This is a genomic window from Consotaella aegiceratis, assembly GCF_036541425.1.
Classification (GTDB): Bacteria; Pseudomonadota; Alphaproteobacteria; order Rhizobiales; family Rhizobiaceae; genus Consotaella; species Consotaella aegiceratis.
In genome coordinates this window covers 1-25,775 of sequence record NZ_JAZHFT010000056.1, presented here as the reverse complement: position 1 = coordinate 25,775, position 25,775 = coordinate 1, and the positions used below count along the sequence as shown (strand labels likewise).

The window sequence follows — 25,775 nt, the reverse complement described above, 5'->3', positions numbered from 1 at the left end:
TTCCAGCGACGGCCGCGCCATCGCCGACATCGACCGCAGATCGAAATCCCCATAGCCATCGACTGTGGCCCGCGGGTTCCTTCCTCGGGGACTTTCGTACGCCTGCCGGCGCCCGAAACTCTTCACGGTAGCAGAATTGCAGCTTTCGGACATTTGAGGCGGAAAGCTGCCGTTGGTTCCCGCAGCCGGTCAACTTAGCTCGCCGGTGGGGTGTCGCGTGGCGACCACCTGATGTCGCGAGACCTGACTGAGCGTCGCGAGGCATGCCATCCCGCTGGCCGGCCAGACCAAGGACGATTCGACAATAATCTCGACCATCGTCATCCGCTCTCTCTCAAGGATCCCAATGAAGCCCGGACAACATACGGCCACCCTCCGGAAGGACCAGAAATGGCTCCGCGAGCGGTGGCTGGTTTGACCCGGTGATGCGCCGCCATTGAACGGTCTCGTCAAAGGCCCATGCCTCGTCGGGCGGGCTCTCGGGAACGAAATAGTGGCAGTAGACAAAGCGCAGCGGTTTTCCCTTCGCGTCGAACCGACCTGTGCTCGCCAGGATCTTCTCGTAACGTGCCTTCTCCACCTCATCGCCTTCCACGGCCTCGAACCCGATATGGACGATCGATTCTCTGTCGGCAGGAAGCTGGTCATGCGCCTCCGCAAGCTTACGCATGACATCGCGGGCTTTCGCCCGGATTGAGACGCTTGAGCTGTTCTGCCAGCGAAGAAGGATGGCTAGGTCGCATTCGCCGATGAATCGGGGAGAACTCCCGGGTTGGAAGTGGATGACCTGATTATAATTGGCGTGCCGGATATAGCGTCCCGTCAGGAGCTCGTGCAGCCTCGTACCCGCTGACAGCACGTCATCTGTTTCCAACACGAGTTGCAGCGGGCCGAGATCCATCTCCCCGATTACACCCTCGGAGATATGATCTTTCCACAGCAGCGAGGGGCGCCTTGTCGGCAGCCATGCAACGATCTTGTCGATGAAATAGTCGTCGGGGATCTCGCTCATAGGGGCCTTGAAATCGACGTTACAGAAAGTGCTGATCTTCTGCTCAGCCAACAGGTGAGCCGCCGGTCCCCAGAGCTCGCGCATTCGGGTTCGCTCTCGGTCCCCGTAATTGCTCGTCTCCATGCGTTTGCATTCGACCGCGTACTGTCGACCCTCGAGTTCGACGTCGAGATCCCAGGAGCGTGCGACACCACGTTCCTCAGGCCGGAAGGAGACTTTCGCGCCCTGCCGGCAGTACGCCGCAGCCGTGAGCAACTCGAACAGCGTCCCGTTCGGCTGGCTGCGCTCGGAACCGACCAACCTCTGCAGCCGCTCCTCCACGCCATCCAGCTGTTCGAGAAGGGCGCGATTTCGCCCGATCGCTGTCAGGACTGGAACGACCCGCGAGCCATACATCGGCTCGTAGTTCCACATGTGGTCGAGGAAGGCCTCGGCCTGGAACAGATACCAGGCGAACATATCGCGAGCATCGAAGAAGCGTCCTTTTTCGTCGGGATCCCGCATCCCGTAGGCGCGTCGGTAGAGCAATACAAAGGCGGCGACGCGGCGGGCGTGCCAATCCTCCGGGGCCATGAACGACTTAAACCAGTCGACAGCCGCCCGAAGATCGGGGTTATCCGGCCAGTCAGGTCCGCGTTCCGCCGGCGGCCCGAAGACGCCCTCGGGCATAGTCGGCGGATTGTCGGGAGTTGCGTTGAGAAAGTCATCCCGGGAAAGAGCCATGATTCACCCCGCCGCCTCAAGAGCGGAGCTGGATACGCTGGCGTATCTGCTGGTAGATCTGGATCTCGGCCTCGTGCGCGACCTGCACGACCAGCGCGAACCGCTGGCGATCGAGCTCAGTCGCCCACCCGGCCTCGCATCGTACGACGATGTAATAGCGATCGCCATAGGTCGAGATGTCGGTCTTGAATGTCGCGACAGCCGACTGCAGCGTGCTTTTCTCCCGGAGTTGCGGACCAGGCACCAGCTTGCACTGAAAGCGGTTCGCGATATCAGGGACTGCCTCGTCGCGCGGTCGGCGCCGGTAGTGCTCCGAGATCAGCGCCGGGTCGCACCCCCGCACGAGGCGAAAACTCATGCCGACGCCGGCATAATCGTTGCGGCTGTGACGCACCGGCGGATCGTAAGCCAGAGATACGCGGATCGTCCGCCGGCCATTAGTATTCTGGAACAGCTCCGGGACCGGTAGTTCGTAGACAGCGAAATGGTCCATCGCCAGCTCATCTTCCGCATAAAGTACGACGCGCGCGTCGTCGGAAAAGGCAGCGTGCTCGAGATCGATCTGTCCGTAGCCACAGACGCCGCGGATGGCGTCCTCTCCCAGCGGAGATAGACGCTGGTGCGCTGCTTCAGGGATGGTCGCCGAGGTGGCAAGGAGCGCGCGCACGAGGTTCGCCGATGCGTCGGGAAACCGGGACAGGACCTGCGCGGCCTTCAACGCGACGATGGGCGCCGCATAGGAAGTGCCCGAGCCGCTGGTGATCAGTTGCTCGATCGGCCGGTGATGAAGCGTCAGTAGACCGGCGCTCGCGACGTCGCGCCCATCGCGTAGTCGTTGAACAAGCGGATCGACGATCATCGTGCCGCCGAGATCGATGAAGTCCGGCTTGACCGATCCCTCAACCCCGGGTCCGCTCCGAGTGAAAGGCGACGGCTCGCCTTCCTGCGTGATGGGCTGCACCGCGATATCGGCGCCGAGCCGGGCATCGAGCCCGTTGCCATGCGCGAGCGACCCGACCGTCACGACATTGATAGCGCCGCCCGGCTCGAACAGCCGATTGCCGTCTTCCATCAGATAGCGTGGATACTCGGTGACCGCCTGCTCGATCCTGTTACCACCACGGGGGGAGCGGTTGCCGGCTGACACGACGATCACGACATCGAGCTCGCGCGCGAGTTCGTCCAACGTCGCCGCCCATGTCCCGACCTTTCCGCCGTCATAGACACGCTTGCGGTCTGCGAGAGCGATAACGAACAGCCGGCATCCGAAGCGCGCGTAAAGCGACGTGACAGCCTCTCGCATCTGGGACGGCGCCAGCCTCCTGTCGTCGAAATCGCCGCGTTCGTTGACGACTTTTGCCGCGCAGAGCCGCGCCCCACGGGCGAGCGCGCCACCGGCAAGCTGGGCGCGGAGATCTCCGAAAACGGCGACGCCGGCGACGCGCGTGCCATGCCCCCATTCATCAGCTGTGCCAAGTCGCTCGGGGACGCCGATCGCGCCGACAAGGATGTCTTCGATAAGGGGGTGGTCATTGACGCCGCTATCGATGATGCCAATGAGCGGCGCGTCGTCAGCGAGAGGACCTGGCTCCGGCAGGTCGCCGAGTTCAAGGCGCATGGCTTCCGCGGTCGCAACGTCCGGGGACGGCGGAAGGTCGATCGCCGCTACGTCCTCCAGTGACAGCAGTGACCGGAAGACCTCTCCGCTCGCGCGGATCCGCGCCATGGTGATCGACGGCCCGATGTACTCGTCGAGCCATTCGCCGCCGCGGGCAACCACATAGGCTTCGATGTCGCCAAGCTTGCGCTGACGAAGCTCTCGTCGGCCGAGGTCCCAGAGTTCAAGATCGGCGACCAACTCACCCACGGCGTCGAAATCTTCGGGTTCGGTATAGCCTTCCTCGCGCAGGCGAAGCCCGATCCGGTCTCTCGGCTCGACCGTGCCGACCGATGCAATCGACCCGACGAAGTTTGCATAGGGCGCGCCAGCCTGGCCGGCCGGAACAGGTCCGCCATAGGCAGCGAGCCGCGCCCGGAAGTCGCGCAGCTCGTCGTTTGACGAGAAGAGAACTAGCGTTCGGTCGGCGTCGCTGGAAAGCACGGTAAGGCCGAGGGCCTCCCAGTCGCTTTCAAGCAGTGAGCCCGTCATCCGAACGCGGAGGATCAGCGAGGGATTGACCGCCTCGGGTGGCCGCCGACGCTGCTGAACTGCGACGGCGTCGTCGAGCTCCATGACAATCCGTCGGCTGTGTTCGGGACGGTCGCGCTCTGGCGCTGCACCAAATCCCTGGCGTTTGCGACGTTCGAGTTGCTCCGGCAGCCTGACCAGCTGCAAATGGTCATATCGGGCCATGGATGTGGCCCCTTACGATTGATTGGTGAGGCGCGAACGACCCGCCTTGCGACGCTGTTCGTCGAGGATGGCAGCATTGAAATCCCGCTCCCTGACGTCCTTGCGCTTTTCGATGACCGTCGACTTTATGGCCTGGATGCAGACCCGCTCGATCTCCGCATAGGAAAAGCCGACAAGCTCACCTGCCTTTATTGTGACGTCAAACGCCGTCGCCAAATTTCGGAACTTCGTGCGCAGATAGCGAGCGATCAGTTGCTCATCGGGCTTGTCGAACCAGATCACCTCGTCGAAGCGTCGCCAAATGGCGCTGTCAAGAGCATGGTCGAGGTTCGTGGCTGCGATTAGAAAACCTTGAGGTCGCAGGCGGTCGATGAACAGGAGCAGACTGTTGACCACGCGCCGCAGCTCATTGTGTTCGCTGGAGTCGTCGCGAGAGCGCGCCAGCGCATCGAACTCGTCAAGGAAGAGGACGCAGGGCTGCTTGCGGGCGAAGTCGAAAATCTTCCGGAGATTGCTGGCGGTTTCGCCAAGGTAGGACGAGATCAGCTGATCGAGCTTGGCGGCAAACATCGGCAAACCGAGCTCGGCGGCGAAAACCTCTGCCGATATAGTCTTGCCGCAACCGGGCGGGCCGCAGAACAAGAGTTTGGAGCGCACCGGAAGCCCCCTGCGCCGGATATCCTCGGCTCGCCTGAATTCCTTGAGGAGACCGATGAAAACGCGCGTGTTGGAAGCGCTGAGCACGACTTCCTTGGTCGTGTGGGTGGGCTCCACCCGCTCGACAAAATCCTTCGCAGCGTCCGGAAACGGAATCAGCGGCGCAAGCGATTTCATGGGCTTTGGCCCGCTTAGCGAAGGGCCGTTTTCGAGAGACTTGCGAAGAGTGCGTGCGAGAACCTTATTGTTCTTCTTTTCTTCCTCAACAATTATCTGCTCGGCAACCGCCCGAAACTCATCGTCTCGGCCATAGCTCGCCAGCAATTTCTTCATTAATTCACCGCGAGCCATCAAAAATCCTATGCGTTATCCTCATAAGCCGCTTGATATTCGCTCCGCGCTGCGGATTCCTGCCTCGTAACGCCAAACCGTCAGAATCGACTCCATAATACCTTACCGCGGAATCACGCTGGTCGAAAGCGGCTGGGGGAGCCGCTCCTTGAGCATTGATCGCGATTGGACTGCGGTACCTCATTCGGCCGAAACCGAAAGTCCGCTTTAGTGGGCTGACTAGAGTTACGGAAATATCTGGAATGGGCGCCTTGCTGCCGGACCGGAGCTATTGAAGATTACCGCCGGGCTTCTGCCCCCTGCCAGATCAGAGAGCAAGAGGTCGGACGAGATTTCCGTGACGGGTTGAGGGCTGGAGAGAGGGTCTCCGGCGCCCGTCATGGAGATGTCCCATGACCCAGGTGGAGATTCTGAGCGGCGCTGGCTGCGAGCGCGGCAATGGCGGCTACAAGGTGGATGCAAGCCGCGGCGGGACGAGTGGGCGCGTGTCGTCGGAGTGGTTCTCACGGCCGGCGGACGAACGCTATCTGTCGCTGTCGGAGCTTTATGCCGCCGTGCACGGCCGGACCGAGCGGAGCCGCACGCGGACGGTGGCGAGTGCTGCCATTCGCGTCGAGGCGAGCCGCGACGATCCCGAGCGCCTGGCGCTGATGCTGCCGGATGCAGAGACGCCGGTTGCGCCCACTCATTGGAGTTTTGGCCAGCTTTCGAGCCTCGTCGGCGCGCCGGCGACCTATCTGCGCCAGCTTCCCGCGCCGCTCGCCGGCATCAACCTGCAATATGGCCTGACCTCGCACCGCGCCGAGCAAGTGAAGACGCTGGAGATCGAGGATGGCCGCGTCGAGCTGCGCGCCGTCACCGGACCGGACTACGGTCGCATCTTCGATCATGAGCTGGTCGAAGCGGTGCAGCGGATCGCCGGCAACGGCACCGGCGACACGCGGTGGAAGGTGCCAGGCGTGCTCGACTGGTCGACCGGCATCTATAATCCGCGCGTCAACATCACGCAGGACACGACGACGCTCTACGCGTCTGACCGCGATGTCTTCCTCTTCCTGGTCGACGATCTCAACCCCATTGAGGCGGGCCGCCTGCCGGACGGCTCGCCTGACCTCTATTTCCGGGGCTTCTATTGCTGGAACTCGGAGGTCGGCGCCAAGACGCTCGGCATCGCGAGCTTCTATCTTCGGGCGGTCTGCCAGAACCGCAATCTTTGGGGCGTCGAGGATTTCCAGGAGATCACCATCCGCCATTCGAAGTATGCCGCCTCGCGCTTCGCCCATGAAGCGGCGCCGGCGCTGACCCGCTTCGCCAACTCTTCCGCTCTACCCTTCGTCAACGGCATCAAGGCGGCGCGGGAGAAGATCGTCGCCCGCAGTGACGAGGATCGCACCGACTTCCTGCGCAAGCGCGGCTTCTCCAAGGGCGAGACCGCGAAGATCATCGAGACGGTGCTCGCCGAAGAAGGTCGCAAGCCGGAAAGCGTGTTCGACTTCGTGCAAGGCATCACCGCCGTCGCGCGCGACAAGCCGCACCAGGATGCCCGGCTCGACATGGAGGCACGGGCGAAGAAGCTGCTCGACCGGGCGGCGTGACGTGCCAAAGCCGGAGATGGGGAATGCCGTGTCTCCGGCTTTTTGCTGCGGCCTTCGTAGGTCCGCTCGCTTGTCAGCCTCGCCTTACGACCCGCGAAGCTTGATAGCCTTGGATGGCAACATCATGTATGCTGTTGTCCTACCGACCTTCGGAGCATCACCATGGCCAATCTCGCACCGGTCAGCGTCCGCATCTCGGCCCGCGAGCGCGAGCTTCTCGAGGCGGCGGCCGAGCAGTCCCGCACGAACTTGAGCGACTTCATCCGCCGCAAGGCGGTCGAGGCGGCCGAACTCGACCTCGTCCACCAGAACCTCGTCATCATCCCCGCAGCCGAGTGGGAGAAGGTCGAGGCCTGGGCGGCAGGCCCGGCCAAGGATGTGCCGGGCCTCAGCGATCTCGCCAAGGCCGTGCCGGCATGGCGCGACTGAAAGCTCCGCGGCCGCTCGACGAGAGCGACGACCGGGAGAGCTTCGACTGCGGCCGCGAGTCCATGAACCAGTGGTTCCGGCGCCACGCCTGGCGCAACCAGCAGCTCGGCGTCTCCCGGACCACGGTGCTTCAAGACAGCGAAAGCGGTGCCATCGCCGGCTATGTCACGTTGAGCACCGGCCAGATCGAGCGCGAGTTCCTGCCTAAAGCCTCGCAGCGCAACAGGCCGGACCCGATCCCAATCTTCCTACTCGGCCAGCTTGCCGTCGACCGGCAATTCCAGGGTATGGGCGTCGCCCGCTCGCTACTGTTCTACGCCCTGACGACATCGGTCCTGGTATCCCGGCAGATCGGCAGCTTCGGTGTTCTCACTCATCCGCTCGACGACGAGGTGCGCGGCTTCTATCGCCGCTTCGGCTTCGAGGAACTTCCCGGCGATCCGCGACGCGCCATGATCGTCCGCATCAAGGATCTTGAGCGGAACGGGTTCGGCGCGGGCTGAGCCCTAGTTCTGGAGCGCTTTCAGCCACCCAGACCGTCGCTCTAGCTTCGTCGTTGCCGCCTTCTTGACCACCATTGCCGTGGCGCTGCCCTTCCAGAGGAAAAGGGCGGCGCTTCGCTTCGTGACGAGTTTCCCGTCCGAGAGAAAGGCTCTCGGCGCTCGTCGCGGAGCATCCCACCATGGCCAGTGCCGTTCGCAAGATTTCGCTGTCGTCCTCGCGCGACATCCCCTTCAACAAGCTCGTGCTCAGCCAGTCCAACGTCCGGCGCATCAAGGCCGGCGTCTCGATCGAGGAACTGGCCGAGGACATCGCCCGGCGTGGCCTGCTGCAGGGCCTCAGCGTGCGGGCCGTCGTCGACGCCGATGGCCTCGAGACCGGCCTCTACGAGATTCCCGCCGGCGGGCGCCGTTATCGCGCCCTGGAGCTGCTGGTCAGGCAGAAGCGGCTGGTCAAGACCGCGCCGGTGCCTTGCGTCATCCGCGAAGCCGGCACCGACATCGCGGCCGAGGAGGATTCGCTCGCCGAGAACGTCCAGCGCGCGCCGCTGCATCCGCTCGACCAGTTCCGGGCGTTCCTCGCCCTTCGAGAGAAGGGCCAGTCGGAAGAGGAAATCGCCGCGGCCTTCTTCGTCTCCGTCAACGTCGTCAAGCAGCGCCTGAAGCTCGCCTCGGTCTCGCCCAGGCTCCTCGACATCTATGCCGAGGACGGCATGACGCTCGCGCAGCTGGAGGCGTTCTCCGTCTCCGGCGATCACGAGCGCCAGGAACAGGTGTTCGAACGGCTGCAGCACGCCTACGACAAGCAGCCCTATACCATCCGCCGGATGCTGACCGAGGGCGCGGTGCGCGCCTCCGACAAGCGGGCGCAGTTCATCGGTCTCGAAGCCTATGTCGAGGCCGGCGGCACGGTGCTGCGCGATCTGTTCCAGGGTGACGATGGCGGCTGGCTCCAGGACGTCGCTCTCGTCGACAGGCTGGTCGTCGAGAAGCTCGCGGCGGAAGCCGAAGCAATTTCCGCCGAAGGCTGGAAATGGATCGAGGTCGCGCCCGACTTCGCCTATGGCCACAGCTTCGGCCTGCGCCAGCTGCGCGGCGAGCCCATGCCGCTGACGGCCGAGGAGGAAGTGGCACGCAATGCCCTCCAGGCGGAATACGATCGCCTGACGGATGAGCACGCCGATGCCGACGAGCTTCCCGAGGCGGTCGACGAGCGTCTCGGCGAATTGGAGACGGCACTGGAGGCATTCGAGGCCCGGCCACCGGCCTTCGATCCCAACGAGGTGGCGAGAGCCGGCGCCTTCGTCAGCATCGGCTATGACGGCACGCTGCGCGTCGAGCGGGGCTTCGTCCGTGCCGAGGACGAGCAGCCCGTCGAGCTGGAAGCAGCGCCAGCCGATGTGGAGAACGCCGATGGCGCTGCTGTGCTAGGCGATGGTACCGGCAATGCCGCCACGGTCGAGCCTTCGTCGCCATCCCCAGAACCGGAGGAAGATGAAGGCCTGACGCCGATCTCCGATCGGCTGATGACAGAACTGACGGCGCACCGGACGCTGGCCTTGCGCCAGTCCTTGGGTGACCGGCCCGACGTTGCCTTCCTTGCCGCCCTGCACGCGCTGACGCTGAAGGTGTTCTACGCCTATGGCCTCGACAGCTGCTTGGAGCTCGACCTCAAGAGCGCCGGCTTCGGCATCCAGGTGCCGGGCCTTGCCGACAGCGCCCCGGCCGAGGCCATCCGCCTCCGGCACGAAAGCTGGGCAAAGGCCCTGCCGAAGGAACCGGGCGATCTCTGGGATGCGCTGCAGGCCTTCGACGGCGACAGCCGCTCGGTGCTGTTCGCCCATGTCGTCTCCCTATCGGTCAATGCGACCCACGAGACCTGGAACCGGCCGCCGCGGGCGCACGCCCATGCCGATCGGTTGGCCGAGTCCGTCGATCTCGATATGGCGGCGGCGGGCTGGACGCCGACGGTGGAGAGCTTCCTCGGCCGCATCACCAAGGCCCGCATTCTCCAGGCCGTCGCGGAAGCGAAGGGCCAGCGCGCCGCTGATCGCATCGTCCATCTGAAGAAGGGCGACATGGCGGCGGAGGCCGAGACCCTGCTCGCCGGCACAGGTTGGCTGCCGGAGCCGCTGCGCACGCCGGGCCATGAGACGGCGCAGGTCCAGGACGACGGCGAGGCCTCGAGCTCCATCGAAGCCACCGACGACGCCGATGCGGCGGAGCCAGATGCAGCCGTCGAGGAAACGACGGCGGGCGACGGCGAAACGGCCATGGGCGAAGAGGACAGCCTCGCCGACACTGACGACGCCGACGCAGCCGAACCGATCGCTGCCGAATAACTATCATCCCGTCTTGCCGGCCCGTCGGTCGGAGCCTTCGCGGACATGTTCCGCCGGGGCTCCGCCGGCGGGCCTTTCCTTTGGAGGACCCCATCATGGCGGAGACCCCGCATGATCTGGCGCGTCGTCTTGCTCGGAACGCCGAAACCGTCTGCCGGCACTATCTCTCCAACGGCCGCCGCCAGGGTCGCTATTGGATCGTCGGTGATGTTCACAACACGTCCGGCCGGTCGATGTTCGTCCGGCTCAGCGGGCCGGACTCAGGCCCTGGTGCGGCCGGTCACTGGACCGACGCGGCCACCGGCGAGCATGGCGATCTGCTCGACGTCATCCGCGAGAGCTGCGGCCTCGCCGACTTCAAGGATATCCTGGCGGAGGCGCGCCGCTTTCTCACCCTACCGGAACCCAAGCCCGAGCCGAGACCATCAATCAATCGAGCATCGCTGGGACCACTCGGCTCGCGGGAAGCGGCACGGCGGCTGTTCGCCATAAGCCGGCCGATCACCAGCACGCTGGCGGAGAGCTATCTGCACCGACGCGGCATCGCCGCGCTGCAACGGACGGCCGCCCTGCGGTTCCATCCGCGCTGTTTCTATCGCCCCAATGAGCACGAGCCCCTCGAGACACGGCCGGCGATGATCGCCGCCGTCACCGATCTCGCCGGTCATCTCACCGGCGTCCACCGCACCTATCTCGATCCCGTGGGCTTCAGCGAGGCGACCCTCGGCAAGGCGCCGATCGAAACGCCGCGCCGCGCCATGGGCGACCTAGCCGGCTATGCCGTCCGCTTCGGTGTGGCGCGCGACGTCATGGCGGCGGGCGAAGGCATCGAGACGGTGCTGTCGCTGCGCTGTGTCCTGCCCACCATGCCGATGGCGGCCGCTCTCTCTGCCGCCCATCTCGCAGCTCTGCTGCTCCCCGACACTTTGCGCCGGCTCTATCTCATTCGCGACAATGATCCGGCGGGCATCGGCGCCTGCGAAGCGCTCGCCGAGCGAGCCCATGCGGCTGGGATCGAGACGCTGACCCTCGTGCCGCTACGGGGCGACTTCAATGAGGATCTGCGGCACCTCGGCATCGAGGCACTCCGGTCCACGATCCGCGTCCAGCTTGCCCCACAGGACGTCGTGCGCTTCCTGGATTAATCAATCCTGGGCTGAGGGACCACACCGTTAAAGTCCCCACCCCTCTGCACGTCCGCGCTGCTCGCCCAGTACCGATAACTCGGAATTATCGTCGGATGATCGAAGTCAAACCAATAGACCGAAAGGACGGCGAGTCGGCCAGACTTCATGACGCACTTGGTATATATAAAGAATGCATCCTACCAGAAGCGCAAAATCCAGAAAGGCAAATCGTATATTGGATTGAGAATTCAGAATCAATCGACTCCGACGAGTTTATTTGTTGTTCTATTCAGGAGAACGGAAGCGTTATTGGATATTTGCAATACTCGTTTTTTGGAGAGGAAGGAATTTTATTCCTAGAGTACCTTTGTATAAAGAGAAAAAACAAAATACGATTTTATAGTAAAGACATCATCGAAAAGATAGGTGTTTTCCTTCGAAGTCGCTATCCAAATCTTTCAATTGCGGTATTTGAAGTGGCGCACGTAATGCATGATGGAATTTGGTGTCCAGATAAGAAGCTCCTTTCATACTTTTCTAGACTTGGGTTTAGAGTGCTTAATTCACCTTACAGGTATCCGGCTCTCCAATCGTATGAAGGGAATATAAGCTATCCAGCCGATTTGATGGTTGGATTTATCGACGAGAAAATAGCAATTGGATCTTCTATATATAGGACGATATTGCGATGTCTCTATTTTAAACATTACCTTCGATGGGATAAGCCATTTCTTGATAAAAATTCAATAGATCTTCGAGAAAGGCAGATTAGCGAACTATACGCCCGGCAGGTATCGGAGGTTTCGACGTCTCCGACTTTGTCTATGATCGAGCAGAAAAGGAAGCCAATATGGAATATAATAATAGACGCGCCAGTAATAATGGAATTATTAAAGACTATTTTCATACAAAATATTTTTAAGTTTTTATTAATCTCAGTAATATTATTGTCTCTATTTTATATTATGAGTTATTCTATGATATTCTTTCCATTCGTGTTGATTGCATTTGCTTTGTACTGCCTTCTTGAGGATACGCCTTCTTCTCGAAAGCTATTCTTTCATATAATATCGAGAATTACGGCTTTTCGGCGATCATCGTAATAATGTCGTTGTGACCCGCTGGAGATATATGTCTCAATATCTTTTGAAAAAGCAAACATGGACCTGTTCGTAGACCAAATCTCTGAAGTAACGCGGACCATCCATGTGTTCCACTTACGGATATATCAATAAATCCAGCGCGAGACGTAATTTCGCGCATATAACTTGGGCTATAAACCCAGGTCCTTTCAGGGGCATTATTGTATTCAACGCAAACAATGTCTGCCATGCGCCCGTATGTTTTAGTAAAGTAAAATCGAAAACTATTAGTGCTACAAAAATCGAAAACTAGGAATCCTCCTTTCGATAACACGCGGTACGCTTCTTTAATGAAGCGCGATGGATCGCAATAGGCGATTACCTCTCCTACACATATAACCAAATCCACACTTTCATTTTTTAGCGGAAGCATTTCTGCAGAGCCACATACTGCAAAATCTCTGTTATATAAAGGAGACATGAATATATCTAAGCAAATTTCAAAAGAGAATTCTAAATCAAGTTGTGTCGATCCGCATCCGGCGTTGAGTACCATTGGGCATTTCTGTAACTTTTCTGCTAATTTTTTGACTGATAATTCTATTATTTTATTGGTGTAAATTTCAGTAGAGCGATGCCAATCATCTTCTTCAATTTTCGATACATCATATCGACATTTCAAGCGAGCCTGATCGATCTCACGATCATCCGACGATAATTCCGAGTTATCCGACATCGCAGTTCCGCAAAGCGTATGCTCTTCATTCACCATTAACGGGTAGGAAAAATCAACCATTACGCGCTCACACCCGCATTTTTCCAGCGGAGTGGTCGTATGCGGAATCAAGAAGCGCTCGAAGCGTTCGTCTTTCACTGCGAGGTGGAGCGCAACCTGGCAGGCTACACGGTCCGCTCATACCGTTGCGATCTCAAGGACTTTTTCTCGTACAGCCCCGTGAGGGACGTTGAAGATTGCCTGTCCGTTCGGGTCTTGAAGGGCTATCTGGCTCACATGGTCGAAGCCGATCGCCCGCTCTCCGCGGCAACGGTACGGCGGCGCTTTGCGACACTGCGCGGCTTCGCTCGATTCGCCGCGAAGACTTATGGACTGAAGGACCCCTTTCATGATTGGGGACCCGCTATCAAGAGAGCGAGGCGGTTGCCACGTGCCATATCAGCCGACGAAGTGCGGACTCTGATCGCCGACGATAGGGGCGCAACATCGACCGACGTTGAAACCACGTTCGCGGTTCTCCTGATCAGTGCGACGGGCCTGCGTGTCTCGGAACTCTGCTCGATTCGGCGCCAGGATATCGCGGCCGACGGAAGCGCGATACACATCTGCGGAAAAGGCGCTCGCGATCGGGTCGTATACATCAGTGATCCCTCGCTGAAGCGCGAGATCGTCCGACGAAAGCTGGCCGGCCGCTATACAAATGATTTCCTGCTCGTCAACGGCCGCGGCACCCGGCTTGACCCGCAATCGTTGCGGCGCCGCCTTCACAAGCTCCACGCGAGTAGGGGGATCGACCGGAACATCACGCCGCACATGCTCCGCCATACGGCTGCGACACTGCTGATCGAGCAGGGTACGGATATCAGATTTGTCCAAAGATTGCTTGGACATGCCTCGATCGCGACCACCGAAATATACACCCACGTGACCGACGTTGCGCTCAAGCGCGCGATCACAGAGGCAAACGTGGTCGATCTTCTGACATCGGGAGCGACACGCGAAGAGCGTTCCACGTTGCGGGCGACCACCACCGCCTGAGCGCTTTCGACTGATTTCTATGTGCCTGCAGAAGGATGCCCCGCTTGGGCCGAGGCCGGTGTCATCCTTTTCAATGCCGATGTGTCCATTCTCTTCGCACAAAGCCGCACCCGGGCCTTCCTGAGAGGGCGACTGGACGGCAGACGGGGCAAGCCGGCAATGGCTCATGCCGGTTCTTTTCCGCCGGCCCTTCCACGAAACCGTGGCAGGCCTTTGCAGCGCGAAGCAAAACAACCGGCCTTCGCCATCCTCCGCTGTCGCTGCGGCCCTTTCGCTCCTTCCCGGCATGATCTTGTCCGATCCCCAAAAGCCTTTCGGCGATCATGCCGGTCGCTCCGGGTGCAGGCCGGTCCCGCCCGCCGTCTTGCGGCGCCATGGAAGGCCGCGGCGGGCGCGGTCCAGGCAAAGACGGGAGCATCCCCATGACCAGCGAAGACGACACCTTCGAGCCCCACCACGGCGCATCCCCCACCAGCCATGTCCTCGCCGAGCTTCAGCTCTACGGCTTCCGTTCCTTCGAGAACGAGCCGGACCCGCGGCCACTTCCCGATGGCAACGCCGTCGCCGGCGCCATCTCCGACATTTTCGACGCTCTGGTCGCCACGCTCGGCGAGACGCGCCTCGAACCCGATCTCGAGGCCCTGCTCTGGTCGACGGTCAACCTCTTCCACCGCGCCACCGGCCGCATCGAGCGCGAGCTCGATGGCAACGAACAGGCGCAGCGCCGCAGCCAGGAGGAGCAGGACGGCTCCGAGGTGAAGTCGGTCGAGCTGGAGCGCCTGACGGCCGAGGGCCAGACGCTGATCGAGCGCCGCAACGCCTTCGAGCTGATGCGCGACCAGGCCGCCGAGCACTTCGAGCGCCACACCGGCTCATCCTGGCGTCCGCGCACCGGCTCCATGGTCAACCACAAGGCGCTCACCTCGGCGATGATCGACAGCCGCGACTTCCTCGCCGCGAAGAAACGCGCCGAAACGCAAGTGCTCCTGCCGCCGGGACCGAAGGTCGCCATCACCGGCGGGCTCGACTTCAACGACCACCGGCTGATCTGGGAGAAGCTCGACCAGGTCCACGCCAAGCATCCCGATATGGTGCTGATGCACGGCGGCTCGCCCAAGGGCGCCGAGCGGATCGCCGCCCGCTGGGCCGATCACCGCCAGGTCCCGCAGATCGCCGTCAAGCCGGACTGGGCCCGCCACGGCAAGGCCGCGCCGTTCAAGCGCAACGACCAGATGCTGGAAGTACTGCCGATCGGCGTCATCGTCTTTCCCGGCAGTGGCATCCAGGCCAACCTTGCCGACAAGGCTCGCAAGCTCGGCATTCCCGTCTGGCGGTTCGGCGGCGCGTAAGCGCCGCTCAGCTCAGCATCTCCGGCCGGAACAGCGAGCGACGATCGATGATCTTGCCCGACACCATGAAGACGCCGTCGCCGGTGTAGTGCAGCGTATCGGGATGTTCGGGCGATGGCGCGACATGCGCCTTCACCACCTCGAAGATGAAGAAGTTGTATCGCTCGACCAGCGCGTCTTCATGAAGCCGGCATTCGAAGTTCGCGTGGCATTCGCCGATCAGCGGCGCGACGACCTCCGACGCTTCCTCTGCCGTCAGGCCGAACTCGGCGAACTTGTCGATCTCAGCCCCACTCGTGTTGCCGATGCCAACCACCGTATCGGTCAGCGCCGTCGTCGGCAGGTTGATCACGCACTCGCCGCTCTCGCGGATCATGCGGAAGCTGTGGTTGCCGCCCGAGATCATCAGCCCCACCAGCGACGGCGTGAACTCCAACACCGTGTGCCAGCCGAGCGTCATGATGTTCGTCTTGTCCCGCCACTTCGACGAGACCAGCACGATCGGCCCCGGTTCCAGGTAGCGGCGGATCTGGCTCACTGGAAAATCGTGCTTCTCGGGGAATTTGATCATCTGCGTGCCCAATTCCGCTTGATGAAGTTGATGTCACATCGAATTGCGCTGAGATGGCGGATACGTGTCAACAGGGTGAGATGCGTGCGGGAATCAAGACTTTGCCCGACCACCAGCCCCCTGGATCCCACTCGAGTCGATTGTTTCAGCCCGTGGTCCTACGACCAGACGCGAACATCCCTGGCGACAAGCTCGGGAAATGCCAAGCGAGTCAGGATGTCACCTTGGCTTGGAGCAGAACCTCTAGCAGAAGTGAGTTGGTTTAACGATGCCGGCTATGACGAAGTTGGGAACGACAGACGCAGACATTCGCTCTGCGCTACACGCCAAACGGTTGCGAAGCGCGAAGTTCCACCCAGACACGCTTGTGATCGATGAACTTGGTCTTGCACATGCCCGGAGCCGCATTGACGTGGCAGTTATCAACGGTTGCATCCACGGTTATGAAATCAAGAGCGCAAAAGATAGTCTCAACCGTCTTGCTACCCAGATCGATATCTACCGTCAGACGCTACAGAAGCTCACTTTCGTCGCTGCGCCGAAGCATGTTGCAGGCATCATGAGTTGCGCACCCGAATGGTGCGGCATGATCTCGGCCGAACAGGGACCGCGAGGCGGCATCAATTTTCATGTGTTGCGAAATGCCTCCGCCAATCCGGAGATTGATCCGGTCATGATGGCGCATCTGCTGTGGCGTGACGAGGTCATCGAACTTTTGGACAAGGCTGGATATGCGCCAAAAGTTCTTCGCCGGCCGAGGAAGCAGCTTTACGAGATCCTGTGTGAAGCTATGACTCTGCGCGAGATCACGGCTTCTATTCGAATCTTCATGGCACAGCGCCGGACGTGGCGAGATCATCCAAAACATGCATCATGTGATGGTTGATCGCTACGTTCTTCCATCTCGTAAGATCGCTGGGCGGAACTTTCTTGATGGCGCATCTATCGATGTAGTCATCTCCGTAGCTATACTCATTTCCTTTGAAAATGCCGGATTCTTTCACTAGCACACTACAGTGCTCATGCATCTGCTCTTCGTTACCCCGAAAAGCACCACCTTTACGCACCCACCAAGAATTTCTTGTTGTATATATAAGCTTTCCTGATGGTTTTATCGTGCGCATATCTCGCGGTGAGAAATTAGGGTGGACTATCGTATAGTCTCCATAGTTAGGACGCCTCATTCCCGAGGGTAGCCTTGAGATAAATATCTCATAAAATAACCAGTCATGACGCAAGATTTCATCTTGACCCCTTTTTATATCTTTGAACGTTTCTGGAATTGCCGTACTCAAGAGAATGAAGTTGCGAAAGCGATTAAGGTCACCAAGCCGGCGTAAGACAGAAATCAGTGCATCTGAGAATGTCTCGTAAGGCTCAAAGTTCGGGTGACCGAGATCAACAACTATATCAACTTCGTCTTCGTGGATCTTGAGAAAATCAACCATCGCAACAACACGAGAAAACGCATCTCGCTTCATTAGGTCTTCGAGCCGGAGGGAAAGGGCGACACCTTGTCCGTCTCGACGAATGATAGATGCAATGGACTCTTTAAGTGGACGTTCCGCATCGAGCTGGATAGACGGCATAATCTTGTGGTCTAGCGTCCTCAGTCCGTCGAACACGTAAGTAAGGACGTCGCGGCCGTCATCCATCACACCATCGGCGATGCCCGGATGGACACCGATCCACGCCGGTCTACCCCCCCACTTCTTTTCGTAACGAGTGACAAAGGGATGAACATGATCATGAAGAGTTTTTTTTACCTGACGAGTATCGAAGTCAAACTCGCGCTCTGGGATTGTAATGTATGGAACAAGCCGGTCTTTTGCATTCCCCGATAAGCGCGCTAGAGCTAGGTATTCAGCCTTTCGCCAACGCAACGCCGGAACATACATATCCCTAGTCAAGATCATCGCCCGCTTCCTCAAGCTGCGAACGCACCTGGCCCAGACCAACCAGATTGCTCAAGATGGTGTAGTTGCCGCGCTCCTTCCTGATGCGCCCGGCAATGATGCTTGGATCGATGCCGATCGTATCCGCGTCGATTTTCACGGCCTCTTCTGACAGGGCAAAGCGGGAGAGGCACTGATCCCACAGCTCTTCCGGTATCAGCGCATCGAGTGCAAATCGATCAGCTTCTGCCTCAATCGTATCGTCATCGACACCGCCTTCTTCATCAAAAAAATCAAAGCGCGCCCCCCCGAGGAGGTGCTGAAAGACATGACCCAGTTCGTGCATCAATACAAACCAGAAGTTGTCTAGCCGATCATGGCGCAAGGTAAGGCCAACGACCGGTCTTTCGCCAAGAGCGAGCATGGCTGCGCCGTCGAGATACGACCCAGGAAGGTGGCGCTCGACGATTAGCACAATGCCTTTCTGGGCCAGCAGATCTCGGGCGCGCTTCGGCCCGTCGGCTCGCTTGGTGAGACGCACCAACTCCGGCAGCCACCGGTCATCGAGTTCAAAGGCGCCGATCTCTTCTGCTTCGACCTTAAAGCGCGCGCGCTCCAGAATGCGCGCCTGCCAAGCGAGCAGTGCGTATTCGTTAGGCGCGTTTCCACTGTGCATCTTCTTGCGATGGAGAGCTGTTGCGAATTGCGGGCCGGCCGCATGCAGAAAATACTCCTTCACGCGCTCGATCGGGTTTGCGCCACGCGGTACATCGAACCACTTGCGCTTGATCATCTCTTTGTAGGGAAGCTGGCCCCAAACAACATCGTCGGCATCACCCCAAGCGAAGACCGAACCGCCCACCCGCTTGGGCCCCTCGAAGCTTCCTGATGCCTTTACACCGAGCGCTTTCGAAATCTCGATCAGCCGGCTGAGGCTTGCCCCCATATAGTCGGTTGCCTCGTAGCGCTGCACCTGTTGCGGCTTCATTCCAAGTTTTACGGCGAGGTCTGTTTGACTCATGCCGGAGGCAATTCGGGCTTGCACCAGTACGCGCGGCAGCTCTTCGAGCGCATAAGTTTTCGAGAACGAGGCTTGACCGGACTTAAGAAGGTCGTATTCGGCAACCTCCGCCTCGATATCGGCGATCTGGCTCTTGAGCGCGTCGATCTCCGCCTTCTTGAGCCATGCTTGATCAGTCGCGCGCGCCTCAGCAGCAGCAAGCGCATCCCGCAACTTCGTAAGTTGTGCACTCGAAACGCTGTATTGTTTGTCGCTATATATCATGGCTGCATCTTCCCTAGGAGAAGCGGATCGGCCGAAAGTGAAATGGAGATGACCCCTTTCTGTTTTCCTGTGAAACGATCTAATTGAAAAAAATCGATGAATGTCTTCCCAACATCTCTGCACATCATCGAGGATGGAAAGAATTCGCCCTTGAATACAGCTTTCTGCGCTGCTCGACTGTTCGCGAACTCCAGAAATACGGGGTCAAGTTTGGTTGGATCGATCCCAGTAGGGTCCCAGCATGCATCGAAATCGCCGGGCCGAGGCTTGCCGGTCACGTAGCTGCCGTCGAGATAAACCCTCGGACATCCAGCAAATCGCAACCTCCTAGATGCAAGGACGAGGCCGTCGAAGAGCCCACGACGCCAGGCATTCGTGGCGAAAATAGCCGCCACATCTTCCAAACTTGCCGCGTGCACTCCAGGGGGCAGAACGGCCCAGGGAGAACCAGGTAATGAGACAAGAGCCGGAATCATGCTTACAACAATATCGTTGTAATAATACGAACGCAAGCGACAAGGTGTCTCGAGCTGCTCATTTCAGGTCATGACGCTCAGCTGGTACAGCTCCCCATCAGGTCCGTATCAGGTCTGTGGCAAATACCTTTTCCCGGACCAGCTAGGCTCCTCGGGCATGCAAAATGCTGGCTCCCCGAACCGGCGAGTAGGTTCTCCGGTCCGCTCCAGACGATTTCATGCGACGTGTAATCCGGCGATTGAACCGCCGATCAGCGATCTGAACGCTGTCAACCACCACGCGCTCCGGCACAGGGGCGGTGCACCTCCTCAATGGCATCTCCCAGATGCTGACGGCTGACGCGGCTGATCGTCGCCAATGGCACGCAGCTTTCGGTACTGTTCCTGTATAGCCAAGTCCAAGTCCGAGGTGCCCGTGTTCTCATTCTGCCAGGCCTCGTCCCTTCCGCCTGCCACGGCGGCATCCTCCATGATCTTCCCGCAGATCGAGCGCTCCCGAACGGCCTCTTCAATGGGCTGATCTGGCCGAAGGCCGGCTGCGCCTCGATCGTCGTGGCCGCAATGACGCCAGCCAACTTTCTTCCCCTGCCGGACCCCACCCCACGCAGCGAGCCGCGTAGGGCCCCGAGGACGCCGTCATTCCTCGCGGTCAAGAAAGCCGTCCGGCTGCCATCCTCCGCTGCCGCTGCGGCCCGCAAGCGGATGCGGCGCCGATCGCCTTCGGCCCGTCGATCGCCATCGAGGCCGCTGGGGTAGCGGGCTCGAAGACAAGAGATCAAGGAGAACCACCATGGCGACCATCGGCACCTTCAAGAAGACCGGCGACAACGAGTTCACCGGCGCAATCGTTACCCTTTCCGTCCAGGCCAAGAACGTCCGCATCGTTCCCGAGGCGCGTACCACCAGCGACAACGCGCCCAGCCACCGCGTCTACGTGGGTCGAGTGGATTATGCGGAGAGCGGGATTATGCGGAGCGTTGGCCCATGAGGCTTGGTTTTCCGCCTGTTTCGACGGTTTCCGCTCCGCATAATTGCCTGCATTAAGCCCGTGGCGGTTTTGGCCTATGGTCGGCCGTGACGTGAACGGTGAGAAGCAGGCAAAGGCTTTGGCCGACGAGTGTGACACTTCGGACGAAATTGCGCGCGTTCGGCGGCGGCTGGCTGCTCTGGATGCGGAGCGGCTGGCGCTTGCGCGAGAACTGGAAACGCTTGAGCAGGAGCTGATATCCGGCAGCCATGCTGCCGAGGGGACAGCCTTTGCCGATGCCTCGGTCACCAACAGCTCGTCATCGGCCGAGAAAATCGAGTTGTTTCGCCGCTTGTTTGCCGGGCGTCCTGATGTCTTTCCGGTTCGATGGGAAAACAGGAAGGCCGGACGCTCGGGTTATTCGCCAGCCTGCTCGAACGAGTGGGCGAAGGGGATTTGCGGCAAGCCGAAGGTGAAATGTGGAGAATGCCCGCATCAGGCATTCGTCCCGCCATCCGAGGACATCATCGAAAAGCATCTGCGCGGCAGCGATGCCCGCTCGGGGGATTTTGTCGCCGGGGTGTATCCATTGCTGCAAGACGAGACATGCTGGTTCCTCGCCGCCGACTTCGACAAGGACAGTTGGGCGGACGATGCCAGGGCCCTGCTCAGCACCTGTCATGCGAAAGGAATTGCCGCCGCCCTGGAACGGTCGAGGTCGGGGAATGGTGGCCATGTCTGGATATTCTTCTCCGAGCCTGTTCCGGCGAGGACTGGCCGGCAGATGGGCTCTGCCCTGATCACGGAGACGATGGAAAAACGCCCCGAGATCGGCTTCACGTCCTATGATCGCTTCTTTCCCAATCAGGACACCATGCCCCTTGGGGGGTTTGGCAATCTGATTGCACTGCCGTTGCAGAGAAGGGCACGGGAGAGCGGCAACAGCGTTTTTGTCGACAAGGATTTGAGACCTTACGACGACCAATGGGCGTATCTGTCGTCCCTGCCCAGATTGTCGGCTGACATGGCCTTCAGGATCGCGGACGAGGCCGAGCTGTCAGGTCGGGTTTTGGGCGTCCGCATGCCGGTGGACGACGAACATGCTGACGAGCCGTGGAAGATGTGGCCGTCGCGCCGCAGTGCGCCGCGCCGTATTGAAGCCGCGATACCGCACAGCATCAGGATCGTCGTCGCCGATCAGGTCTACATCGATCGGACAGAACTCCCGCCGGCCCTGATTGCGCAGCTTATTCGCCTGGCGGCTTTCCAGAACCCGGAGTTCTATCGCGCCCAGGCAATGCGGCTGCCGACATTCGGCAAGCCTCGGGTCGTCTCGTGCGCCGAGCTATATGCGCGGCATGTCGCTCTACCTCGGGGTTGCCTTGAGGAAGCAATCGATCTCATCAAAAGCCATAGCGCCGTCGCCGATCTGGAAGAGCTGCGCGAAATCGGCACGGCACTTCCAGCGGACATATCCTTCCAGGGCGAATTACGACGGCCGCAGTTGGCGGCGTTCGATGCTCTCGTGACCCACGACAATGGTGTGCTTGCCGCGACGACCGCCTTTGGCAAGACGGTCGTCGCGGCGGCGCTGATTGCGCATCGTGCCCGAAACACGCTCATCCTGGTCCACCGACGAGAGCTGCTCAATCAATGGGTGGAACGTCTACGAACCTTTTTGAAGATTGATCCAAAGCAGATCGGCGTTATTGGCGGCGGGAAAAGGAAGCCGACCGGTGTCATTGATGTTGCGCTCATCCAGAGCCTGGTCCGTAAGGGGGAAGTTGCGGACATCGTCGCCGATTACGGCCATTTGGTCGTCGATGAATGCCACCATCTGTCTGCGGCAAGCTTCGAGCTTGTCGCCCGGCGGTCGAAAGCGCGTTACGTCGTCGGCCTGTCGGCGACCGTTGCCCGGAAAGACGGACACCATCCGATCATCTTCATGCAATGCGGCCCTGTGCGCCATAGGGTCGATGCACGGGTTCAAGCCGCCGAACGTGGTATCCGCCACCGCGCGCGCGATCGCTCGACGCAGTTTGAACTCCCGGCATCGCTGGCCTCGGCCGAGCGGCCGTCGATGCCTGCGATCTATGCGGCGCTGGCACAGGACAGTGCCCGGAATGATCTGATCTTCGATGATGTGCTGAAATCGCTTGAGGCCAAGCGCTCGCCCATCGTTCTGACGGAGCGGAAAGACCACCTCGATTATCTTCAGAAGAGGTTCTCGCCATTCGTGAGAAATCTCGTGGTCCTGCGCGGCGGCATGTCGGCGACCGATCGCAAGACAGCCAACAGCGCATTGAATGTCTCCGATGATCATGAGCGCCTGATACTCGCGACAGGCCGCTATATCGGCGAAGGCTTCGATGATGCTCGTCTCGACACGTTGTTCCTGACGATGCCGATCGCCTGGAAGGGAACCCTGGCGCAGTATGTCGGCCGGCTGCATCGCGAGCACGACGGAAAGAGGGATGTCCTGGTCGTGGACTATGTCGACCAGGCGGTTCCCGTCCTCGCCCGGATGGCTGGGAAGCGACGGGCGGGTTATCGCGCTCTGGGCTACGTGATCGAGTAGCGGCGCCCCGCCGTGTTGGGAGGCGCCGCGGTGTGGATCAGCGTGACCAGATCAGCGCGTACTTGTCATCGTCGCCTTCGAAGAGGTTGGCATAGATGGGTGCGCTGAAGGACGGATCATCGAGCTTGACCGAGTGGTAGGTCCGATCCTCCTTGGAGGTCCGGCGCCAGGCGGCACCGATCTCGAAGCCGGAGACGATGACCCGCAGGTCGGGCGCCTTGTCGCTGGTGGCGGCGGGATCGCTGGGGACGAGGCGCGCCTTGGCGTCGATGGCGAGGGTCTTGATGGTGCCGGTGTAGGTGCCATCGTTGCCGAGGGTGAACGAACCGATCTGGGACATGGTGGAACTCCTGTGCTGTGTTCAAGCCCGCGACCATCGCGGCCTTGTGGCGATCGAGAGCCCCGGGACGGCCGACCCCGCACCGTCAGGCCGCAGCGCATGCGAAGGATAGCGGGCGGCGATCTTGTTGTTGCGCGAGGAGCGGCGCAGCCGCGGGGAAGAAGATCGCCGTCGCGCTGTTGCGGGGAGAGGCCGGGTCGCAGACCGCATCGCGGGGCAGATCCGCCCAGAACAAGGCCCGTCGGTCCGCAGGGCAGCACAGCACCCGGCAGAACCAGCCAGATCCCGTCGTTCTCACATCGCACGACAGCACCAGGCACAAGTGCTGACGTTCCGAATGACAGCCGCCTCGGATCATAGTCCCGCCTCCACATGCAAAAGGAGGCGACATGCCGACAGGTGTTTATGTTCGCAAGAACGCGGTCGAGGACCGCTTGAAGGCGGGAATGGCCGCAGACCACGCGGCGGACTTTGCTCAATGGCTTCATGGGCGACGGTATACGCCCCGCACCGTCGTCGAGAGGCTGCGGCTGCTTGCGAGTTGGACGCACTGGGCGCGCGCGGAAAGCTACACGCTCGCCGCGATCCGTGAGGCGTATGCGACATCGTTCGCCTTGATCACAGCGGGGCAGTGCCCGCGCTTCCGAGGCGACGTCAACCAGGACGCGGTCGAGACCGCCAAGCTGTTCATCGCCTACCTCGAGGATCGCGGCGTGCTGGCGTGCCTGCCGGCCAAACCGGTTGCGCCCCTGGTGGCCGAGTTTGCGGCTTGGGCCCGCGAACAGCGCGGTCTGGCCGAAACGACGCTGGCCACGTATCTTGGGGCGATCACTCCCTTCATCGATGCGCTGGGGGAGACGCCGAGCGCCTACGACGCCGTGGCGATCCGGGCGTACATGGCTGACCGTGCCCGAGCCGTATCGGTCGCGCGGATGAAGGGGATATCGGTCGGCATCCGCGCGTTCCTGCGCTTCCTGATCGCAGCAGGACGGTGTCGGCCCGGGCTCGACTACGCCATGCCCAATGCTGCGGGATGGCAGTTGGCATCGATCCCGCGCTTCCTGTCCGATGCCGATATCGCACGGATCATCGGAGCATGCGAGGGTGAGCGTCGCCTGCGCGACCGGGCCATCATCCTGCTGCTGGTCCGGCTCGGGCTCCGGGCAAGCGAGGTGGCGCGGCTCGGCTTCGGCGATATCGACTGGCAGCAGGGCAGCATCCGCCTGTTCGGCAAGAGCCGGCGCGAGGAACTGCTGCCACTCACCCACAAGATGCTACTGGCGGCATAATACGGACGGATCGGCTGTTCTTCTGCTCGGTGGCGAAGGCGAGGATGCCCATAAGCTCGCCGCGTAGCTCGGCATGGACCTCGCCGCGCTTCGGGCCGGGGGTCAGCACGATCTCGCCGATGAGCGAGCGCAACGCCTCGGCCGCCTCGCGGCCACCATCGGGATCGTTGAGGGCTTCGGTGAACCGCTCCACGTTCCTGCGATAGATGTTGGCGATGTTGGGATGCACATCCGGCACATCGGCAGGAGCCTGCGCCATGCGGGCTATGATCTCCGCCTTCTCCCGCTCAAGCTCGTTCATCCGCGCCTTCATCGCTGGCTGATATAGCCCGTCCTCGATGGCCGCCATGATGCCGGCGATGGCGCGCTCGCTCTTCTGGAGCGTCTTCTGGTCCGCGTCCGCCTGCGCCCGCCGGTCACGGTTCAGTTGGTTGGTTTCCTTAGCATAGGCGCGGACCGCTTCCGCGACCACCTCTGACGACACCAGCTTCTCTTTCAGGCCAGCCAAGACGCGCGCCTCGATCTCGTCGCGCCGGATGGTGCGGCCGTTGTCGCAAATGCCCTTGCGCAGATGATTACGGCAGGCGTAGCGGTCGGTCATCACCATGCTGATCCTGCCGCCGCAGCAGCCGCAGACAAGCAGGCCGGACAGCAGGGTGACGGGCCTGTTGGTCAGGTGCAGCCGCTTGGCGCGGCCCTCGCGGGTGTTGGTGAGGTTGGGACCGAACAGGGCCGAGATACCACGTTGGCGCTCGCGCACCGCCTGCCAGAGCGCATCGTCCACGATCCGCAGATGCGGAACCTCCGTCCTGATCCACGCGCTTTCCGGGTTCACGCGGGAGACGCGCGTGCCGGTCTCGGGGTTCTTGATGAAGCGCTGCCGGTTCCAGACCAGAACGCCGGCATAGAGTTCGTTGTTGAGGATGCCGGTTCCGGCGACGGGGTTGCCGCGAATGGTGGCGTCGATCCAGGGACGGTTGCGGAGACCGGGAACACCTTCCCGGTTCAACTGGAATGCGATCTCCTTCGGGCTTCTGCCAGAAGCGTATTCGCGGAAGATGCGGCGCACCACCTCGGCCT

20 protein-coding genes and 1 pseudogene are annotated in these 25,775 nt (G+C 60.7%); 11 read left to right on the top strand and 10 right to left on the bottom strand.

From position 1 onward, the window contains the following. Positions 1-334: 334 nt before the first annotated feature. The 3 genes from SMD10_RS22645 to SMD10_RS22635 are packed head-to-tail and all read right to left on the bottom strand — an operon-like array spanning position 335 to position 5,096. Positions 335-1,735 (bottom strand): transposase, encoded by a 1,401-nt coding sequence (locus SMD10_RS22645; protein ID WP_331688018.1) that lies wholly within the window; start codon positions 1,733-1,735, stop codon positions 335-337. 16 nt (positions 1,736-1,751) lie between these two features. Beyond that, complete coding sequence (locus SMD10_RS22640; RefSeq protein WP_331688017.1) at positions 1,752-4,088, bottom strand: S8 family peptidase; 2,337 nt, start codon at positions 4,086-4,088, stop codon at positions 1,752-1,754. 12 nt (positions 4,089-4,100) lie between these two features. Further along, the gene (locus SMD10_RS22635) at positions 4,101-5,096 is read right to left on the bottom strand and encodes an AAA family ATPase (RefSeq protein WP_331688016.1); all 996 of its coding nucleotides are present in this window, start codon (positions 5,094-5,096) and stop codon (positions 4,101-4,103) included. A gap of 392 nt (positions 5,097-5,488) precedes the next feature. Here SMD10_RS22635 and SMD10_RS22630 point away from each other — a divergent pair, with 392 nt between their 5' ends. The 5 genes from SMD10_RS22630 to SMD10_RS22610 all read left to right on the top strand — a co-directional run bounded on the left by SMD10_RS22630 (position 5,489) and on the right by SMD10_RS22610 (position 11,107). Further along, a complete protein-coding gene (locus SMD10_RS22630; protein WP_331688015.1) occupies positions 5,489-6,691 on the top strand; it encodes a DUF932 domain-containing protein in 1,203 nt (400 codons plus the stop codon). A 162-nt stretch (positions 6,692-6,853) separates the two neighbouring features. Next, entirely contained in the window at positions 6,854-7,120 is a 267-nt protein-coding gene (locus tag SMD10_RS22625) for a type II toxin-antitoxin system TacA family antitoxin (protein WP_331688014.1), read from the top strand. Further along, complete coding sequence (locus SMD10_RS22620; RefSeq protein WP_331688013.1) at positions 7,108-7,623, top strand: GNAT family N-acetyltransferase; 516 nt, start codon at positions 7,108-7,110, stop codon at positions 7,621-7,623. The genes SMD10_RS22625 and SMD10_RS22620 overlap by 13 nt, the downstream gene beginning before the upstream one ends. Before the next feature lie 179 nt (positions 7,624-7,802). Then, positions 7,803-9,962, top strand: coding sequence for a ParB/RepB/Spo0J family partition protein (locus SMD10_RS22615; RefSeq protein WP_331688012.1), 2,160 nt, complete (start codon positions 7,803-7,805; stop codon positions 9,960-9,962). Positions 9,963-10,057: 95 nt separating this feature from the next. After that, a complete protein-coding gene (locus SMD10_RS22610; protein ID WP_331688011.1) occupies positions 10,058-11,107 on the top strand; it encodes a DUF7146 domain-containing protein in 1,050 nt (349 codons plus the stop codon). Positions 11,108-12,166: 1,059 nt separating this feature from the next. Here the strand turns inward: SMD10_RS22610 and SMD10_RS22605 are convergent. Then, positions 12,167-12,967 (bottom strand): class I SAM-dependent methyltransferase, encoded by an 801-nt coding sequence (locus SMD10_RS22605; RefSeq protein ID WP_331688010.1) that lies wholly within the window; start codon positions 12,965-12,967, stop codon positions 12,167-12,169. A gap of 39 nt (positions 12,968-13,006) precedes the next feature. On the opposite strand from SMD10_RS22605, the gene SMD10_RS22600 reads away from it, so the two are divergent. Both SMD10_RS22600 and SMD10_RS22595 read left to right on the top strand, forming a co-directional pair. Next, positions 13,007-13,945 (top strand): tyrosine-type recombinase/integrase, encoded by a 939-nt coding sequence (locus SMD10_RS22600; protein ID WP_331688009.1) that lies wholly within the window; start codon positions 13,007-13,009, stop codon positions 13,943-13,945. A 422-nt stretch (positions 13,946-14,367) separates the two neighbouring features. Next, a complete protein-coding gene (locus tag SMD10_RS22595; RefSeq protein WP_331688008.1) occupies positions 14,368-15,294 on the top strand; it encodes a DUF2493 domain-containing protein in 927 nt (308 codons plus the stop codon). Between the two features lie 7 nt (positions 15,295-15,301). Here SMD10_RS22595 and SMD10_RS22590 read toward each other — a convergent pair whose 3' ends face one another. Further along, on the bottom strand, positions 15,302-15,865 hold the full coding sequence (locus SMD10_RS22590) for a flavin reductase family protein (RefSeq protein WP_331688007.1): 564 nt from the start codon (positions 15,863-15,865) through the stop codon (positions 15,302-15,304). A gap of 277 nt (positions 15,866-16,142) precedes the next feature. Here SMD10_RS22590 and SMD10_RS22585 point away from each other — a divergent pair, with 277 nt between their 5' ends. Continuing rightward, a complete protein-coding gene (locus tag SMD10_RS22585) occupies positions 16,143-16,751 on the top strand; it encodes a sce7726 family protein (RefSeq protein ID WP_331688006.1) in 609 nt (202 codons plus the stop codon). Here the strand turns inward: SMD10_RS22585 and SMD10_RS22580 are convergent. Genes SMD10_RS22580 through SMD10_RS22570 form a run of 3 tightly spaced genes read right to left on the bottom strand, consistent with a single transcriptional unit; the run spans position 16,693 to position 19,557 of the window. Further along, on the bottom strand, positions 16,693-17,781 hold the full coding sequence (locus SMD10_RS22580; RefSeq protein ID WP_331688005.1) for a beta family protein: 1,089 nt from the start codon (positions 17,779-17,781) through the stop codon (positions 16,693-16,695). The two genes, SMD10_RS22585 and SMD10_RS22580, sit on opposite strands and share 59 nt — an antisense overlap. Further along, positions 17,768-19,045, bottom strand: coding sequence for an XRE family transcriptional regulator (locus tag SMD10_RS22575; RefSeq protein ID WP_331688004.1), 1,278 nt, complete (start codon positions 19,043-19,045; stop codon positions 17,768-17,770). Before SMD10_RS22575 ends, SMD10_RS22580 begins: the two co-directional genes overlap by 14 nt. Then, a complete protein-coding gene (locus SMD10_RS22570; protein WP_331688003.1) occupies positions 19,042-19,557 on the bottom strand; it encodes a DUF6932 family protein in 516 nt (171 codons plus the stop codon). Before SMD10_RS22570 ends, SMD10_RS22575 begins: the two co-directional genes overlap by 4 nt. Positions 19,558-20,311: 754 nt before the next feature. Here SMD10_RS22570 and SMD10_RS22565 point away from each other — a divergent pair. Together SMD10_RS22565 and SMD10_RS22560 are read left to right on the top strand one after the other, a co-directional pair. Then, positions 20,312-20,497: pseudogene (locus tag SMD10_RS22565) on the top strand (DUF736 family protein); the annotation flags it as partial. An 88-nt stretch (positions 20,498-20,585) separates the two neighbouring features. Then, positions 20,586-23,066 carry a TOTE conflict system archaeo-eukaryotic primase domain-containing protein gene (locus SMD10_RS22560; protein ID WP_331688002.1) on the top strand — a complete coding sequence of 827 codons (2,481 nt, stop codon included), beginning with the start codon at positions 20,586-20,588 and terminating at the stop codon, positions 23,064-23,066. 37 nt (positions 23,067-23,103) lie between these two features. On the opposite strand, the gene SMD10_RS22555 is transcribed toward SMD10_RS22560, so the two are convergent. Further along, positions 23,104-23,406: a DUF736 domain-containing protein gene (locus tag SMD10_RS22555; RefSeq protein WP_331688001.1), complete on the bottom strand. Its 303-nt coding sequence runs from the start codon at positions 23,404-23,406 to the stop codon at positions 23,104-23,106. A gap of 446 nt (positions 23,407-23,852) precedes the next feature. On the opposite strand from SMD10_RS22555, the gene SMD10_RS22550 reads away from it, so the two are divergent. Further along, positions 23,853-24,695 carry a tyrosine-type recombinase/integrase gene (locus SMD10_RS22550; protein WP_331688000.1) on the top strand — a complete coding sequence of 281 codons (843 nt, stop codon included), beginning with the start codon at positions 23,853-23,855 and terminating at the stop codon, positions 24,693-24,695. On the opposite strand, the gene SMD10_RS22545 is transcribed toward SMD10_RS22550, so the two are convergent. Further along, positions 24,667-25,775, bottom strand: a 1,109-nt coding sequence (locus tag SMD10_RS22545) for a recombinase family protein (RefSeq protein WP_331687999.1), incomplete at its 5' end; no start/stop codon positions are given. The genes SMD10_RS22550 and SMD10_RS22545 overlap by 29 nt on opposite strands.